14 protein-coding genes are annotated in these 17,131 nt (G+C 72.3%); 9 read left to right on the top strand and 5 right to left on the bottom strand.

Translation table 11 applies throughout. From position 1 onward, the window contains the following. Together ACFSL4_RS03110 and ACFSL4_RS03105 are read left to right on the top strand one after the other, a co-directional pair. The coding region (locus ACFSL4_RS03110) for a DUF4349 domain-containing protein (RefSeq protein ID WP_381078089.1) at positions 1-888 on the top strand (888 nt) is incomplete at its 5' end. A gap of 27 nt (positions 889-915) precedes the next feature. Further along, on the top strand, positions 916-2,316 hold the full coding sequence (locus ACFSL4_RS03105) for an FAD-dependent oxidoreductase (protein WP_381078087.1): 1,401 nt from the start codon (positions 916-918) through the stop codon (positions 2,314-2,316). A 52-nt stretch (positions 2,317-2,368) separates the two neighbouring features. Here the strand turns inward: ACFSL4_RS03105 and ACFSL4_RS03100 are convergent, their stop codons facing one another. Beyond that, positions 2,369-2,710, bottom strand: coding sequence for a hypothetical protein (locus ACFSL4_RS03100; RefSeq protein WP_381078085.1), 342 nt, complete (start codon positions 2,708-2,710; stop codon positions 2,369-2,371). Between the two features lie 125 nt (positions 2,711-2,835). Here ACFSL4_RS03100 and ACFSL4_RS03095 point away from each other — a divergent pair, with 125 nt between their 5' ends. Continuing rightward, the gene (locus ACFSL4_RS03095; protein WP_381078082.1) at positions 2,836-3,654 is read left to right on the top strand and encodes a rhomboid family intramembrane serine protease; all 819 of its coding nucleotides are present in this window, start codon (positions 2,836-2,838) and stop codon (positions 3,652-3,654) included. A 72-nt stretch (positions 3,655-3,726) separates the two neighbouring features. Here ACFSL4_RS03095 and hemE read toward each other — a convergent pair whose 3' ends face one another. Beyond that, positions 3,727-4,794, bottom strand: coding sequence for a uroporphyrinogen decarboxylase (gene hemE / locus ACFSL4_RS03090; protein ID WP_381078079.1), 1,068 nt, complete (start codon positions 4,792-4,794; stop codon positions 3,727-3,729). Between the two features lie 203 nt (positions 4,795-4,997). Between hemE and ACFSL4_RS03085 the strand changes: the two genes are divergently transcribed. The 5 genes from ACFSL4_RS03085 to ACFSL4_RS03065 all read left to right on the top strand — a co-directional run bounded on the left by ACFSL4_RS03085 (position 4,998) and on the right by ACFSL4_RS03065 (position 11,774). Next, positions 4,998-5,624: a DUF3000 domain-containing protein gene (locus ACFSL4_RS03085; protein ID WP_381078092.1), complete on the top strand. Its 627-nt coding sequence runs from the start codon at positions 4,998-5,000 to the stop codon at positions 5,622-5,624. 266 nt (positions 5,625-5,890) lie between these two features. Further along, on the top strand, positions 5,891-6,553 hold the full coding sequence (locus ACFSL4_RS03080; RefSeq protein WP_003993737.1) for a response regulator transcription factor: 663 nt from the start codon (positions 5,891-5,893) through the stop codon (positions 6,551-6,553). Between the two features lie 278 nt (positions 6,554-6,831). Continuing rightward, positions 6,832-8,106 (top strand): HRDC domain-containing protein, encoded by a 1,275-nt coding sequence (locus ACFSL4_RS03075; protein WP_381078076.1) that lies wholly within the window; start codon positions 6,832-6,834, stop codon positions 8,104-8,106. 324 nt (positions 8,107-8,430) lie between these two features. After that, the gene (locus ACFSL4_RS03070) at positions 8,431-9,648 is read left to right on the top strand and encodes a thiolase family protein (RefSeq protein ID WP_381078073.1); all 1,218 of its coding nucleotides are present in this window, start codon (positions 8,431-8,433) and stop codon (positions 9,646-9,648) included. After that, the gene (locus ACFSL4_RS03065; protein WP_381078070.1) at positions 9,645-11,774 is read left to right on the top strand and encodes a 3-hydroxyacyl-CoA dehydrogenase NAD-binding domain-containing protein; all 2,130 of its coding nucleotides are present in this window, start codon (positions 9,645-9,647) and stop codon (positions 11,772-11,774) included. The genes ACFSL4_RS03070 and ACFSL4_RS03065 overlap by 4 nt, the downstream gene beginning before the upstream one ends. Positions 11,775-11,832: 58 nt before the next feature. Here the strand turns inward: ACFSL4_RS03065 and ACFSL4_RS03060 are convergent, their stop codons facing one another. After that, entirely contained in the window at positions 11,833-12,846 is a 1,014-nt protein-coding gene (locus ACFSL4_RS03060) for a PLL family lectin (protein WP_381078067.1), read from the bottom strand. Positions 12,847-12,911: 65 nt separating this feature from the next. On the opposite strand from ACFSL4_RS03060, the gene ACFSL4_RS03055 reads away from it, so the two are divergent. Beyond that, positions 12,912-13,283, top strand: a complete 372-nt coding sequence (locus ACFSL4_RS03055) for an NTP pyrophosphohydrolase (protein ID WP_381078064.1) — start codon at positions 12,912-12,914, stop codon at positions 13,281-13,283. Positions 13,284-13,338: 55 nt separating this feature from the next. Here ACFSL4_RS03055 and ACFSL4_RS03050 read toward each other — a convergent pair whose 3' ends face one another. Both ACFSL4_RS03050 and dxs read right to left on the bottom strand, forming a co-directional pair. Then, positions 13,339-14,862, bottom strand: a complete 1,524-nt coding sequence (locus ACFSL4_RS03050) for an amino acid permease (protein ID WP_381078062.1) — start codon at positions 14,860-14,862, stop codon at positions 13,339-13,341. Between the two features lie 149 nt (positions 14,863-15,011). Further along, positions 15,012-16,934 (bottom strand): 1-deoxy-D-xylulose-5-phosphate synthase, encoded by a 1,923-nt coding sequence (gene dxs, locus ACFSL4_RS03045; protein ID WP_381078060.1) that lies wholly within the window; start codon positions 16,932-16,934, stop codon positions 15,012-15,014. Positions 16,935-17,131 lie beyond the last annotated feature (197 nt).

Genomic DNA, 17,131 nt, shown 5'->3' with positions numbered 1-17,131 from the left:
AACACGCTCATCTACAACCTGGTCCGCCAGTTCGACACCGCCGGCGGCGCCTCCCGGGCGCGCACGGCCGCGCCGAAGCTGCCCGCGAGCGACATCATCCGCACAGCGTCCCTCACCGTGCAGGTCAAGGACGTGCCCAAGGCACTCGACCAGGCGCGGACCACCGTCGAGAACGCGGGCGGGTTCGTCGGCAGCGAGAGCACAAGCCGCGACGCCGAGGGCCATGAACGCACCCGGCTCGTGCTGCGCGTGCCCACCGCGAAGTACGACGAGGTGCTCACCGGGCTGCAGGGAGCGGGCAGGCTGGTCGACCGCACCGCAAGGGCCGAGGACGTCACCGGTCAGGTCGTCGACGTGGACAGCCGCATCAGGTCGCAGCGTGCCAGTGTGGCGCGGGTGCGCGAGCTCATGGACAGGGCCACCAGCCTCAGTGATGTCGTCGCGCTGGAAGGGGAGTTGAGCTCCCGTGAGGCCGATCTCGAGGCGCTGCTGGCCCAGCAGGCGTCGCTGAAGGACCGCACCAGCCTGGCCACCGTCACGCTCTCGCTGTCGCAGACGCCGGTGAAGAAGGCGTCGAAGGACGACCGGCCGGGGTTCGTGGACGCGCTGGCGGGCGGCTGGGACGTCTTCGTGACGATGCTGCGGTGGATCGCCCTGGCGATCGGCGCGGCACTTCCGTTCGCGGTGTTCGCGGCCCTGCTGGTGGTGGTGTGGGCGCGGTTCGTGCGCCCCAGGCTGCCGCGCCGCCCGGCGCCCGCGTCCGTTCCCGCTGCCACTGCCGCGCCGGCCGCGCCGTCCGCGCCGGCCGCGCCCGGCCCGTTTCCCGTGGCCGGTACGGCACCCGTGCCCGTCCAGCGGCGGGAAGAAGAACGAGGCGAGCGGAACTGAGACGACCCGTCCCCGTAGCGTGTCCGTATGAGCATGAGCCGTACGAACCGTTCGCGGGAGCGCCTGGTCGTCATCGGCGGCGACGCGGCCGGCATGTCCGCCGCGTCGCAGGCGCGCCGCCTCAAGGGCCCCGACGAGTTGGAGATCGTGGCGTTCGAACGCGGCCACTTCTCCTCCTTCTCGGCGTGCGGCATCCCCTACTGGGTGGGCGGCGACGTCGCCACGCGGGACGAACTGATCGCCCGGACGCCCGAGGAGCACCGGGCGCGCGGCATCGACCTGCGGATGCGCACCGAGGTCGTGCAGATCGACGTCGCGGGGCGGCGGGTACGCGCGCGGGACGTCGATTCCGGGGCCGAGGTGTGGACCCGGTACGACAAACTCGTGATCGCGACCGGCGCCCGGCCGGTCCGACCCGACCTGCCCGGCGCCGACGCACCGGGGGTGCACGGGGTGCAGACCCTGGACGACGGCCAGGCGCTGCTGGACACGCTGACCGCCACGCGGGGGCGCCGCGCGGTGGTCGTCGGCGCCGGCTACATCGGCGTGGAGATGGCCGAGGCGCTGATCCGCCGCGGCTACGAGGTCACCGTCGTCAACCGCGGCAGCGAGCCCATGGCCACGCTCGACCCGGACATGGGCCGGCTCGTGCACCGCGCCATGGAGGGCCTCGGCATCACCATGGTGAACGACGCGGAGGTCACCAAGATCCTCACCGGGGACGACGGGCGGGTCCGGGCGGTCGGCACGGAGGCCGCCGCGTACCCGGCGGACGTGGTCGTCCTCGGTATCGGCGTACGCCCGGAGACCGCGCTCGCGAAGGCGGCCGGGCTGCCGCTCGGCGAGCACGGCGGGCTGCTCACCGACCTCGCGATGCGGGTCCGCGGCCACGAGGACATCTGGGCCGGCGGCGACTGTGTCGAGGTCCTGGACCTGGTCTCCGGGCGCGAGCGGCACATCGCCCTGGGCACGCACGCCAACAAGCACGGTCAGATCATCGGCACCAATGCGGGCGGCGGCTATGCCACGTTCCCCGGCGTCGTCGGCACGGCGGTGAGCAAGGTCTGCGACCTGGAGATCGCCCGCACCGGCCTGCGTGAGAAGGACGCGCGCAGGGCGGGCCTGCAGTACGAGACGGTCACCATCGAATCGACCAGCCGCGCGGGCTACTACCCGGACGCCTCGCCCATGACCGTGAAGATGCTCGCCGAACGCGGCACGGGACGGCTGCTCGGGGTCCAGATCGTCGGCCGGGAGGGCGCGGCCAAGCGCGTCGACATCGCGGCGGTCGCGTTGAGCGCGCGGATGACGGTCGAGGGGATGACGGCCCTGGACCTGGGCTACGCGCCTCCGTTCTCACCGGTGTGGGACCCGGTCCTGGTGGCGGCGCGGAAGGCGGCTGCGGCGGTGCGGAGGAACCGCGGGTGACCCGGGCGCCCCGTGAGCGCGCGGGACCGCGACGTCACGGGGCCACGAACGGTCAGGCCGTCTCGTGCTGGCCGCCCCCGTTGATCCGCTCGATCGCCTGCCGGGCCTGCTCGGCCGGCGGCCGGGCGGGCAACGACGACACGGAGGCGCTGGAGGCCATGGCGGCCGGCTGCGGCTGGGCACCCGCCGGCTTGGCGTGGGCCGCCGGCCGCGTGGAGCGCAGGCGGTGGCTGACGGCCTCGTCGAGGGTCACGGGACGCTGCATCTGGGATGCGAGCCGCCCGGCCTCCTGACCGAGCCGGGCGACGTCCTCCCAGGGCAGACGGATCACCAGGGCGACCTCGGCCTCGCCGTCGGGCAGAGCGTGGATCGGAGGAGTAACTCGGTCGTTCATCGCCTGTTCCTCACGTCGTCCCCGCGACACGCCTTCCCCGCACCGCGGGCGGTTGAGGAGACATACGGACGCGCGCGCCGCCGCGTTCACCGATTCGCCCGGCCCATCCAGGGCACTACTTCCTTGTGGTCATCCCCGTCCGTGACGTGAACCCGGTGCGCCGTACGCCCTATGTGACGTACGCGCTGATCGCGGCCAACTTCGTCGTCTTCCTGCTGACCCCCGGCATAGCGGGCTCGGTGGCGGGCCAGAGCGACCTGTCGCAGCTGTGCCACCTGCAGGCGTTCCTGGAGCACTACGCGGCGGTGCCAAGGGAGTTGATCCACGGCCAGCTGCCACGGCTCGTCCCCACCGGCGAGGTCGGCGTCGGCCCGCACGGCGCGGGCTGTGTGGTGGCGCCGCCGGAGTACCGCAAGTCACCGCCGGCGTCGGTCTTCACGGCGATGTTCCTGCACGGCAGCTGGCTGCATCTGCTGGGCAACATGCTGTTCCTGCTGATCTTCGGCAACAACATCGAGGACCGCCTCGGCCATGTCCGCTTCACGCTGTTCTACCTCGTCTGCGGATACGCGGCGGCGTACGGCTTCGCGTACTTCAACGACACCTCCGGCGACCCGCTGATCGGCGCGTCGGGGGCCATCGCGGGCGTGCTGGGCGCCTATCTGGTGCTCTACCCCCGGGCCAGGGTCTGGGTCCTGGTGCCGTTCCTGATCTTCCTGCCGCTGCGGCTGCCCGCGTGGATCGTGCTCGGCTTCTGGTTCGTGCTGCAGGCGGTCTACTCGTCCGGGGGCGGTGTCTCCTCGGCCGGGACCGTGGCCTACGCGGCCCACGTCGTCGGCTTCGTGGTGGGCATGGCCCTGGCCTGGCCGCTGCGCCCGGGCACCCCGCCGCCGCCCGAGCCGCGCGGCCTGCTGTGGGGCAGGCACGCGCAGCCCGGCTGGTGAGCCGACGGGCGGTGTGCGCCGGAGCCGGCGCGACGGGGGCAATGCGCTCTGAAGCAGGTGCGACGGCGCGGCTCAGCGCGCCGTCTGCGCATGGACGTACTCGACGAGCCGGGTGAGGGCGTCCGGGTCGGTCGACGGCAGCACGCCGTGGCCGAGGTTGAAGACATGGCCCTCCAGACCGGCGGCGGCGTCGAGCACCTCGCGGGTCTTGGCCTCGACGGCCTCCTGCGGGGCGAAGAGGACCGCCGGGTCGAGGTTGCCCTGGAGTGCCTTGCCGAGGCCGACCCTGCGGGCCGCCTCGTCCAGCGGGACGCGCCAGTCGACGCCGACGACGTCCGCGCCGGCCTCGCCCATCAGGCCGAGCAGCTCGCCGGTGCCGACGCCGAAGTGGATGCGGGGGACCCCGTACCCCTCGACCGCGCGGAAGACCTTGGCCGAGGCCGGCAGCACCGAGCGGCGGTAGTCGGCGGGGGCGAGGGCACCGGCCCACGAGTCGAAGAGCTGGATCGCGGAGGCGCCCGCCTCGATCTGCACCTTCAGGAAGGCGGCGGTGATGTCGGCGAGCCGGTCCACCAGGTCCGCCCACAGCCGCGGGTCGCCGTGCATGATCGCCTTGGTGTGCTCGTACGTCCGCGAGGGGCCGCCCTCGATGAGGTAGCTCGCCAGCGTGAAGGGCGCGCCCGCGAAACCGATCAGCGGGGTGGCGCCCAGTTCGGCGGTGAGCAGCCGGACGGCCTCGGTGACGTAGGAGACGTCCTCGGGGGTCAGGTCGCGCAGCCGGTCGAGGTCGGCGCGGGAGCGGACCGGCTGGGCGACGACCGGGCCGACACCGGGCTTGATGTCGAGGTCGAGGCCGATGGCCTTGAGGGGGACGACGATGTCGCTGAAGTAGATCGCGGCGTCCACGCCGTGCCGGCGCACCGGCTGGAGAGTGATCTCGGTGACCAGCTCGGGCCGCATGCAGGACTCCAGCATGGGGATGCCCTCGCGCACCTTGCGGTACTCGGGCAGGGAGCGCCCGGCCTGCCGCATGAACCACACCGGCGTGTGCGGCACGGGCTCGCGTCGGCACGCCCTGAGGAAGGCGGAGTCGTACGTCGCTGTGGGCTGGCCCGTCGCGGGGCGGTCGTTGGCACTCACGCCAGAAGTCTCCCACGCCGCGCGGGTGAGGGGTGCCGGGGGCGGCGCGCCCCCAAGGCCCGGACGCGCCCGCAACGGCACCCCGCCGTTCCCGGCCAACCGCCGCAGGCAACGGGTGTCTCTCCCTGCGAACCCGCTTTCCTGCCCTTACTCTTCCCCGCATGGCTGCGGCTCAGGGACGACTGACGGACGGCGCTGACGGAATGGACGACGCAACGGAGGGGGACCCGAATGCGATGGACACGGCTCCGCTGCCCTTCCGCGCCGCGGTCGACGCGCTGAGGGCCGCGCGGCTGCGGCCGGAGATCCAGGTCGAGCCGACGCGCCCGCCACAGCGCCTCGCCCCGTTCACGTACGCGCTGGAGGCCGCGGTCGTCGACGGCGAGGACGACCTGGCCGACGGCCGCCTCGTCCTGCTGCACGACCCGGCCGGGCACGAGGCGTGGCAGGGCTCCTTCCGCCTGGTGACGCTGGTGCGCGCGGAACTCGAACCGGAGATGGCCGCCGACCCCCTGCTGCCCGATGTGTGCTGGTCGTGGCTGACCGGGGCGCTCCAGTCCCGCGGGTTGTCGTACGGCGAACCGAGCGGCACCGTCACGCGCGCGAGCTCGCACTACTTCGGCGGGCTCGCCGCGCGTCCGGCCGCCTCCCAGATCGAGATCCGCGCCTCCTGGACGCCCCGGGAGGGCGTCGGCGGCGTCCCGGACACGGCCGCCCACCTGGCCTCCTGGTGCGATCTGCTGTCCCAGGTGGCGGGCCTGCCCCCGGCGGGCCCCGGCGACGGCTCGGTGGTCACGCTGCCGCAGCGGCGGGGGCCGCAGTCCCGCTGACGCCCGGCGTCAACCCTTAGACGGACCTCCTTGCCATCTCTTTGTCGATACGGCCACTTTCGGCCTCATATCGACAAAGGAGCGAACCGACCTGGTCTCAGTTGATCGCTCGCGCGTCCGAATTGCACGAATTGTTACTCACCAAATCGTGATCATTCTCTAAAGGAGCACGAGTTTGGTGCCGAAGACGACTGTGACCTTGAAAGCACGGTTCGTCCCGGCTTCATCCCCAGAGCCGGCCCCGTCCCGCACCCCCAGGAGGCCTGGTGTCCGTTCTCCTCGAGCAGCCCGCAAGCCTGGTCGCCTACCGCCCGAACAAGCCGACCGCCATGGTGGTCGTGGCCGACCCACGGGTCCGTTCCACCGTCACCCGCCACCTCTGGGCGCTCGGAGTGCGCGACGTCATCGAGGCGTCGTCCATCGCGGAGGCCCGTCCTCGCATCGGCAACCCGCGCGACATCTGCGTCGCCGATGTCCACCTCCCCGACGGCTCGGGGCTCACCCTCCTGTCGGAGACCCGCGCCGCGGGCTGGCCCAACGGCCTCGCCCTGTCCGCCGCCGACGACATCGGCGCCGTCCGCAACGCCCTCGCGGGCGGAGTCAAGGGCTACGTCGTCACCGGCACCCGGACGAACGTCGGGCTCCCCACCCGCCCCGGCGCCGCCCCCATCGGCGCCGCCGCCGCACGTCTGCACCGCCGCCCCCCGGGCGCCCCGAGCCACCCGGGCGGGTACCGCGAGCTGTCCGGCCGCGAGGTGGAGGTGCTGCGCCTGGTCGCCGAGGGCCAGTCCAACAAGGCGATCGGCGTCTCCATGGGCCTGTCCGCGCTGACCGTCAAGAGCCATCTCGCCCGTATCGCCCGCAAGCTCGGCACGGGCGACCGCGCCGGAATGGTGGCCGTGGCCCTGCGCACCGGCATCATCCACTGACCCGGCCCCGCAGCACGCCCCGGCCCGCGTCCGTATCGAGCCCGCCGCCGACCCGAGTCCGGGACCCCTCCCGCCCTCGCCCGACTCCCCCACCCGCCGCCCCTCTTCCCACCTCGTCCTCCCCGTCCCCCGCGTCCCGCCCCCGCGTCCCGCGGATCACCTGCCACACCGGAACCCTCGTTGACACGCGTAACACATGACCGGTTTACGACCCTCCCGCACCCGCCGACGGAACGTTCCGTCGGCGGGTGCGGTCCATACACAGATACCCTTGACAGGTGACCGACGCCCAAGAGACCGCAGCAGAGATCCCACTGCGAGCCACCGGAGGCGCCCCTCCGGACGATGTCGAAGCGGCGCCGATCCCCTTGCTTGAGCCGCGGGACGGCATCCCGCCCGTAATCGCCGACGATGTCTCGCTGAACGAGGTGATCACCGCCTTCGCCGCCGGCACCGGCCCCGTCGCCGTGGACGCCGAACGCGCGTCCGGATACCGATACGGCCAGCGCGCCTATCTGGTGCAGCTGCGCCGCGAGGGCGCGGGCACGGCGCTGATCGACCCCACGGCCTGCCCCGACCTGTCGGGCCTGGGCGAGGCGATCTCCGGTACGGAGTGGGTGCTGCACGCCGCCACCCAGGACCTCCCGTGCCTGCGCGAGATAGGCATGATGCCGACGCTGCTGTTCGACAGCGAGCTGGCCGGCCGCCTGGCCGGGTTCCCGCGCGTGGGGCTGGGCGCGATGGTGGAGAACGTGCTGGGCTTCGTCCTGGAGAAGGGCCACTCGGCCGTCGACTGGTCGTCGCGCCCCCTGCCCGAACCGTGGCTGCGCTATGCCGCCCTCGACGTGGAGCTGCTCGTCGACCTGCGGGACGCCCTGGAGAAGGAACTCGACCGGCAGGGCAAGCTGGAGTGGGCCCTGCAGGAGTTCGAGGCGATCGCCTCCGCGCCGCCGCCGGAGCCGCGCAGGGACCCCTGGCGCCGCACGTCGGGCATGCACAAGGTGCGCCGCCGCCGGCAGATGGCCGTCGTCCGGGAGATGTGGCAGACCCGGGACCAGATCGCACAGCGCCGGGACGTCTCGCCCGGCAAGGTGCTCGGCGACACCGCGATCATCGAGGCCGCGCTGGCCCTGCCGCCGAACATGCACGCCCTGACCTCCGTGAACGGCTTCGGCCATCGCATGAGCCGACGGCAGCTGGAGCAGTGGCAGGCCGCGATCGACCGTGCGAGGGCGCTGCCCGAGGCGGAGCTGCCGCAGCCCGGTCAACCGGTGACCGGACCCCCGCCGCCGCGTGCGTGGGCCGACAAGGATCCGGCCGCCGCGGCGCGGCTGTCCGCCGCCCGGGCCGGCGTCTCGGCGCTGGCCGAGCGGCTGAACATGCCGCAGGAGAACCTGGTCGCTCCGGACACCGTGCGGCGTGTGTGCTGGGAGCCGCCGAAGCCGGCCGACCCCGACACGGTGGCCGCCGCGCTGCTCGGCCTCGGCGCCCGGCAGTGGCAGATCGAGCTGGTCACACCGGTTCTGGTGGCAGCGCTGTCCGGGAAGGGCTGAGGGCGGGTGCGCCCCTGCCGGGCGCGTCACCGCGTCCTCCCCGGCAGGGGCCGGGGTACCTGGAAGCGGAACGGCGATGTCGGGATCACGCCAGGATCCACCGAGCGAACGGCGCGGCCACGCATGCCCCCGCGAGGGGCCCGGCGTGCGGGGACGCGTGGCCGCGGCGGCACGGGTGCCGTCCGGTGCGAAGTGCCCGAGGTGTGACCTTCACCGCTTGGGGCCTCTGGACTGGGCAGCCTGGTTACTCGTAAGTAGCATAGTGCTGAGCGCGCGCTCAGCGCGTGGCAGCTGTGCCATCCCGCACCCTGGAGGAGAGCCATCGTGCCTCGTACCGTCAGGGACGTCGTCTTCGTCGACGGCGTCCGCACCCCGTTCGGCAAGGCGGGCCCGAAGGGCATCTACCACGAGACCCGCGCCGACGACCTCGTCGTGAAGGCCATCCGGGAGCTGCTGCGCCGCAACCCGGGCCTCGACCCGCACAAGATCGACGAGGTCGCCATCGCGGCGACCACCCAGATCGGCGACCAGGGCCTGACCATCGGCCGCACCGCGGGCATCCTCGCGGGCCTGCCCAAGACCGTGCCCGGCTACGCCATCGACCGCATGTGCGCGGGCGCGATGACGGCCGTGACGACCACGGCGGGCTCCATCGCGTTCGGCGCGTACGACGCCGTCATCGCCGGTGGTGTGGAGCACATGGGCCGCCACCCGATGGGCGAGGCCGTCGACCCGAACCCGCGGTTCGTGAGCGAGAAGCTGGTCGACGAGTCCGCCCTGTTCATGGGCATGACCGCCGAGAACCTGCACGACCGCTTCCCGCAGCTGACCAAGCAGCGCGCCGACGAGTACGCCGTGCGCTCGCAGGAGAAGGCCGCCAAGGCGTACGCCAACGGCAAGATCCAGCAGGACCTGGTGCCGATCTCCGTGCGCCGCACCGACCCTGAGGGCGGCGAGACCGGCTGGGGCCTGGTCACCGCGGACGAGCCGATGCGCCCGGGCACGACTCTGGAGAACCTGGCCGGCCTGAAGACGCCCTTCCGCGTCCACGGCCGGGTCACGGCGGGCAACGCGGCCGGTCTCAACGACGGCGCCACCGCCTCGATCATCGCCTCCGAGGACTTCGCGCGGGAGAACGGCCTGCCGGTCAGGATGCGTCTGGTCTCCTACGCCTTCGTGGGCGTCGAGCCGGAGGTCATGGGCTACGGCCCGATCCCGGCGACGGAGAAGGCCCTCGCCAAGGCGGGTCTGTCCATCTCCGACATCGGCCTGTTCGAGATCAACGAGGCGTTCGCGGTCCAGGTCCTGGCCCTCCTCGACCACTACGGCATCGCCGACGACGACGAGCGCGTCAACCAGTACGGCGGCGCCATCGCCTTCGGTCACCCGCTCGCCTCCTCCGGTGTCCGCCTGATGACCCAGCTGGCCCGCCAGTTCGAGGAGCAGCCGCAGGTCCGCTACGGCCTGACCACCATGTGCGTCGGCTTCGGCATGGGCGCGACGGTCATCTGGGAGAACCCGCACTTCGAGGGGGACAAGTGAGCACCACCGCTGAGCTGTTGAAGGGCGCGGCCGAGCTGTTCCCGGACGAGGTCGTCACCCAGGCGCACGTGCGCCACTTCGATCTGCCGCTCGGGGCCGGGCGATTCGCCCTCATCACCCTGGACAACGGCTTCGACCACACCAAGCCGACCACCTTCGGCCCGCAGTCGCTCGCGAACCTCAACACCGCGATCGACCAGGTCGAGAAGGAGGCCGCGGCCGGCGAGATCGTCGGCGTCGGCATCACCGGCAAGCCGTTCATCTTCGCGGTCGGCGCCGACCTCAAGGGCGTCGAGCTGCTGAAGCGGCACGAGGACGCGCTGGCCATCGGCAAGGGCGGCCACGAGGTCTTCAAACGCCTGTCGGCCCTCGCGGTCCCGACGTTCGCGTACTACAACGGCGCGGCGATGGGCGGCGGCGTCGAGGTCGGCCTGCACTGCACGTACCGCACGGTCTCGCAGGCGCTCCCGGCCTTCTCGCTCCCCGAGGTCTTCCTGGGCCTCGTCCCCGGCTGGGGCGGCTGCACCCTGCTGCCGAACCTGATCGGCGCGGACAAGGCCGTCTCGGTCGTCATCGAGAACTCGCTCAACCAGAACAAGCAGCTGAGGGGCCGGCAGGTCTACGAGCTCGGCATCGCCGACGCCCTCTTCGAGGGCGCCGACTTCCTGGAGCAGTCCCTGCTGTGGACGGCGCAGGTCCTCAAGGGCGACATCGAGGTCGAGCGCCCGGTGATCGACCGCGGCGAGGCATGGGACCAGGCCGTCGAGCGCGGCCGCTTCATCGCCGACGGCAAGGTGCACGGTGCGGCCCCGGCCGCCTACCGCGCGCTGGACATCATCGCCGCGGCGAAGAACGGCGACCTGCAGCAGGGCTACGACGCCGAGGACCAGGCCCTCGCCGACCTGATCATGGGCGGGGAGCTGCGTGCCGGCATCTACGCGTTCAACCTGGTCCAAAAGCGCGGCAAGCGCCCGGCGGGTGCCCCGGACAAGAACCTGGCCCGCCCGGTCACCAAGGTCGGTGTCGTCGGCGCCGGCCTGATGGCCTCTCAGCTGGCGCTGCTCTTCCTGCGCCGCCTGGAGGTCCCGGTCGTCCTCACGGACATCGACCAGGAGCGCGTCGACAAGGGAGTGGGCTACGTCCACGCCGAGATCGACAAGCTGCTCGGCAAGGGCCGGATCAACCAGGACAAGGCCAACCGCCTCAAGGCACTGGTCTCCGGTGTCCTGGACAAGGCCGAGGGCTTCCGTGACGCGGACTTCGTCATCGAGGCCGTGTTCGAGGAGATCGGCGTCAAGCAGCAGGTGTTCGCCGAGGTCGAGGCGGTCGCACCGGCGCACGCGATCCTGGCCACCAACACCTCCTCCCTCTCGGTGACGGAGATGGCGTCGAAGCTCAAGCACCCCGAGCGGGTCGTCGGCTTCCACTTCTTCAACCCGGTCGCGGTGCTGCCGCTGCTGGAGATCGTCCGCGGCGAGCAGACCGACGACGCGTCGCTGGCCACGGCGTTCGCCGTCGCCAAGAAGCTGAAGAAGACGGCGGTGCTGGTGAAGGACGCCCCGGCGTTCGTCGTCAACCGCATCCTCACCCGCTTCATGGGCGAGATCCAGAACGTCATCGACGAGGGCACCCCGGTCGAGGCCGCCGAGAAGGCCGTCGAGCCGCTCGGTCTGCCGATGTCCCCGCTGGTGCTGCTGGAGCTGGTCGGCCCGGCGATCGGCCTGCACGTGTCTCAGACGCTGCACGGCGCCTTCCCGGACCGGTTCGAGGTCTCCCCGAACCTCAAGTCGGTCGTCGAGGCGGGCAAGCGCGGCTTCTACGTCTACGACAGCGGCAAGCCGGAGCTGGACCCGGAGGTCGCCGCGCTGCTGAAGCAGGGAGACACCGTCCTCACCGAGGAGCAGGTCCGCGCCCGGGTGCTGGACGCGGTGGCCCAGGAGATCGGCCTGATGCTCGACGAGGGCGTCGTCGCCGAGGCCCAGGACGTCGACCTGTGCCTGATCACGGGCGCCGGCTGGCCCTTCCACCTGGGCGGCATCACGCCGTACCTGGACCGCGAGGGCGTCTCCGAGCGCGTGAACGGCAAGAAGTTCCTGGCGCCGGGCGTGGCGTCGGTTCCCGCGTAGGCACCGCACGCACGCGGCAGAGCCCCCGCCCGTGGCGGGGGCTTTGCCGTCGGGCCCGTCAGACCGTCCGCCAGGCGGCCAGTGCCAGCCCCGGCTCGTCCTTCTGACGGGCCAGGCGGAGTTCTCCGTCCTCGGTCAGCGACGCGGCCACGACGCGTCCCTCGGCGTCCTCGGCCACCGCCACCCGGGCGCCCGCCGGCAGGCGCGGGCCCGACTCGGTCCACCAGGCGCCGGACGACTCCTGTTCGGTGGGATAGGCGGCGAAGGCGACACGTCCGTCGGCCGAGCGCTGGGCGAGCAGCGTGCAGTCATGGCCGCCGAGCGTGCAGCGAACGGCGGAGGCCGGGCCGGGGCCGGCGGCGGGGAGCAGGGCGACCGGCTTGCCGCCGGGGCGCCAGGCGCACAGGTCACCGGATCCGTCGGTGTAGAAGAGGGTGGTGCTGTCCGGGGACGTGGCGAGCGCGCGCAGCGTGCCCGGGCGTACCGGAACCTCCACCACCTCGTCCAGGACCGGCTGGGCCCCCGGTTCCTCCTGCCGCCAGTGCAGGATGCCGACGGGAGCGGCCGCGTACAGCTCCACGCGCCCGGACTCCCCCGTCACCGCCGCCAGGTCCTCCCGGACGCCATCGCCCTTCAGGTCGCGCCACGGGTCCCAGCCGCCCGTCGCCTTCTGGGCGACCATGCTCACCCCGCCGCCCAGGTTGCGCACGAAGACGTGAGCGCGCCCCTCGGCGTCGACGGCGACGGCCGGCATCCCGGTCCGGTCGCCCTTCTTGCTGGGGTGGCCGACGGGGACCCAGTCCAGCGCCGCGAGATGGGGGCGGAAGTGCGTGGAGTGCACCAGACCGGACTCGCCGGGCACCGTGGGCCGCCAGGACACCAGATGGGCGTAGCCGTCGGCGCCCTGGCCGACGGCCGGCCCGGGGAGCAGCTTCTGTCCGCCGCCCACACGGCGAGGCGCCTCCCAGGGGCCACCGGGGTGGCGCTCGGCCCGGCACAGGAGGGCGTCGCCCGACGGGATGTAGACACTGAGCCGGCCGTCACGGCCGCGGATGAACCATTCGCCGTTCACCGGTTCACTGTAAGGGCGAGGGGCCGCGCGACGGGTTGCCGCCCGGCTCGTGCCACGCTTGCCCCATGGACGAGGACGCTCCCCTGCTCACGATCGTCGACGCGGCCAACGTCGTCGGATCGGTGCCCGACGGATGGTGGCGGGACAGGAAGGGTGCCGCGGAGCGGCTGCGGGACCGGCTGGCCGCGGACGGCGTCCCCGGCCGCCCGGACCCCGTGGAGATCGTCCTGGTGGTGGAGGGCGCGGCGCGCGGTGTGGCCTCCGTGCCAAGGGTGCGGGTGGAGACGGCGTCCGGCAGCGGGGACGACCGCATCGTCGAACTGGTCGCCGCGGCCGGCGGCCGCCCCTGTCTGGTCGTCACGGCCGACCGGGAGCTGCGGCGCCGGGTGACGGAGCTGGGCGCACAGGTCGCCGGGCCGCGCGCGGTGCGCGGCTGAGCGGCCACCCCCCGCGCGGGGAGGGCGCGTCCGGCCCTCCGCGTGCGGCGGCCGGTCACGGCGCCCGATCGCCCGGCGGGCCCGCCGCCTCGTCGGCCCGGGCCCCCTCACCGGGGCTCAGGACACTGTGCGAGCGCCCGTAGAGGAAGTACACGGCGAAGCCGATGACCAGCCAGATCGCGAACCGCAGCCAGGTCTCGGCGGGCAGGTTCAGCATCAGCCACAGCGAGGCGCACACCGACAGGACCGGTACCACGGGGACGAACGGGGTGCGGAAGGCGCGGTGCAGGTCGGGGCGGGTCCGGCGGAGGATGATCACGCCGAGCGCGACGACGACGAAGGCGAAGAGCGTGCCGATGTTGACCAGTTCGGCGAGTTCGCTGAGGCTGGTGAAGCCGGCGACGACGGCGATGACCACGCCGAGCAGGACGGTCGGCCGGTGCGGCGTCCTGAAGCGGGGGTGGACACGGGAGAAGAAGCGGGGCAGCAGCCCGTCGCGGCTCATCGCGAAGAAGACGCGGGACTGGCCGAGCAGCAGGATCATGCAGACGACCGTGAGGCCGATGGCGGCGCCGAAGCTGATCACACCCGCGTACCAGGGGTGCCCGACGGCCTTGAACGCGTCGGCGAGCGGGGCGTCCACGGTCAGCCTGGTGTAGCGCTCCATGCCGGTGACGACGATGGACACCCCCACGTACAGCGCCGTGCAGACGAACAGGGAGCCCAGGATGCCGCGCGGCATGTCGCGTTGCGGGTTCCTGGTCTCCTCGGCGGTCGTCGCCACGATGTCGAAGCCGATGAAGGCGAAGAAGACGACGGACGCGGCGGTGAAGATGCCCATCACCCCGAAGTTGGAGGGCGCCCAGCCGAACATCGACTGGATGAGCGGGGCCTTGAGCGTGCCGCCCGCCTCCACCACCTGGGCCTTGGGGACGAACGGCCGGTAGTTGGCGCCCGTGACGAAGAAGGCGCCCGCCACGATCACGATCAGCACCACGGTCACCTTGATGGCGACGACGACTCCGGTGAGCCGGGCGGAGAGCTTCATGCCGAGGACGAGGACGGCGGTCAGCACCAGGACCAGCGCGGCGGCGAGGATGTCGAAGCCGAACCCGCTCACCCCGTCCCGGCCGCCGAGCGCCGCGGGCAGGTGCCAGCCCGCGTTGTCCAGCAGCGACCGGATGTAGCCGGACCAGCCGACGGCGACCACCGCCGTGCCCAGTGCGAACTCCAGGACCAGGTCCCAGCCGATGATCCAGGCCGGCAGTTCGCCGAGCGTGGCGTACGAGAACGTGTACGCGGAGCCCGCGACCGGGACCGTGGAGGCGAACTCCGCGTAGCAGAGCGCGGCCAGCGCGCAGACGACGGCGGCCACCACGAAGGCGACGGAGACGGCGGGGCCCGCGTTCTCCTTGGCGACCTTGCCGGTCAGGACGAAGATGCCGGTGCCGATGATGACGCCGACGCCGAACACGGTCAGGTCCAGCGCGGACAGCGTCTTCCTGAGCGCGTGCCCGGGTTCCTCGGTGTCCAGGATCGACTGTTCGACCTTCTTCGTCCTGAAGAGGGTGCTGCCCACGGACTGCCTCCCACGCTCGTCGTCCCCGACATGATCGGAAGGGGGTGACGACCGTGTGCCCCGCCTCGGGCGGATTCACGCGAACAGGCCGGTTCCGCCACCGTAAAGGATGGTGGAACCGGCCCGGGGAGACCTGCCCGGTGGTCGCGTCAGTCGCAGGCGGGCTCCACCGAGTCCACCGCCGTACGGTCGAACCGGCCGTCGAGCTTCGCGACGAGCCCGGTGACCTGGCGGGCGATGTCCGGTGCGGTCAGGCCGATCTCCGCCATCACCTCCTGGCGGGAGGCATGGTCGAGGAAGCGCGGCGGGATGCCGAAGTCGCGCAGCGGGATGTCGACGCCCGCGTCGCGCAGCGCCTGCGCGATCGCCGAACCGACGCCGCCCACACGGGAGTTGTCCTCGACCGTGACGACCACGCGGTGCCGCTCGGCGAGCGGGGCGAGCGCCTCGTCGACGGGCTTGACCCAGCGCGGGTCGACGACGGTGGTGGAGATGCCCTGCTTGTCGAGGAGGTCGGCGACGTCCAGGCACATCGGCGCGAGGGCGCCCACGGAGACGAGGAGCACGTCCGGGGTGTCGGTGCCCGCCTCGCGCAGCACGTCCATGCCGCCGACGCGGCCCACGGCCGGTACGGCGGGGCCGACGGCGCCCTTCGAGAAGCGCACGACGGTCGGGGCGTCCTCGACCACGACGGCCTCGCGGAGTTGGGCGCGCACCTGGTCGGCGTCGCGCGGCGCGGCGAGACGCAGCCCCGGCACGACCTGGAGGATCGACATGTCCCACATGCCGTTGTGCGAGGCGCCGTCGGTGCCGGTGATGCCGGCCCGGTCGAGCACGAAGGTGACGCCGCACTTGTGCAGGGCCACGTCCATCAGCACCTGGTCGAAGGCCCGGTTGAGGAAGGTGGCGTAGACGGCGAAGACGGGGTGGACGCCGCCGGTGGCGAGGCCGGCCGCGGAGACGGCGCCGTGCTGCTCGGCGATGCCGACGTCGTAGACCCGGTCCGGGAACGCCTTGGCGAACTTCTCGAGACCGACCGGCTGGAGCATCGCGGCCGTGATGGCGACGATGTCCTCCCGCTCCCGGCCCAGCCTGACCATCTCCTCACCGAACACCGACGTCCAGTCGGCGCCGGAGGAGGCGATCGGCAGGCCCGTGTCGGGGTGGATCTTGCCGACGGCGTGGAAGCGGTCGGCCTCGTCCTGGAGGGCGGGCTGGTAGCCGCGGCCCTTCTCGGTGAGGCAGTGCACGATGACGGGCCCGCCGAACCGCTTGGCCCGGGTCAGCGCGGACTCCAGCGCCTCGATGTCATGGCCGTCGATGGGGCCGACGTACTTCAGGCCCAGGTCCTCGAACATGCCCTGCGGGGCGATGAAGTCCTTCAGGCCCTTCTTGGCGCCGTGCAGGGTCTCGTAGAGGGGCTTGCCGACGACGGGGGTCCGCTCCAGGACCTCCTTGGTGCGCGCGAGGAAGCGCTCGTACCCGTCGGTGGTCCGGAGCGTCGCGAGGTGGTTGGCCAGGCCGCCGATGGTCGGGGCATACGACCGCTCGTTGTCGTTGACGACGATGACCAGGGGGCGGTCCTTGGCGTCCGCGATGTTGTTGAGGGCCTCCCAGGCCATACCGCCGGTCAGCGCGCCGTCACCGATGACGGCGACCACGTGGCTGTCGCGCCCGTGCAGCTGGTTGGCCTTGGCGAGGCCGTCGGCCCAGCCGAGGACGGTCGAGGCGTGCGAATTCTCGATGACGTCGTGCTCGGACTCGGCCTGCGAGGGATAGCCGGACAGGCCGCCCTTCATCTTCAGCCTGGAGAAGTCCTGACGCCCGGTGAGCAGCTTGTGCACGTAGGACTGGTGGCCGGTGTCCCACAGCACCTTGTCCTTCGGCGACTCGAAGACACGGTGCAGGGCGATGGTGAGCTCGACCACGCCGAGATTGGGGCCGAGGTGGCCGCCGGTCTTGGAGACCGCGTCCACGAGGAAGGTCCGGATCTCCTCTGCCAGCCGGTCAAGCTGCTCCAGGCTGAGCCGGTCCAGATCGCGCGGTCCCCTGATGCGGGTCAGCAGCGGCACCCGTGCCTCCTTGCAGTAGGGCTGTGTCGAGCTATTGCCGGGCCCGTCGAGTCTAATGTTCCGCCCGGGCCGATCATGGACGGCCCTCATGTTCGGGGCCATACTTTCGGCCGCCGGCGAGCCCGTGCCCGGCACCCTCACCGGTGCCGGCGTCGGCAGGCGGTCACGGCCGCGGCGCGCCGCGCGGCGGCGACCGG

It is taken from the genome of Streptomyces caeni (assembly GCF_042678285.1).
In the GTDB taxonomy this organism is placed as follows: domain Bacteria; phylum Actinomycetota; class Actinomycetes; order Streptomycetales; family Streptomycetaceae; genus Streptomyces; species Streptomyces caeni.
Note: the sequence above shows the minus strand (reverse complement) of the source record. Positions and strands in the feature narration are given on the sequence as shown.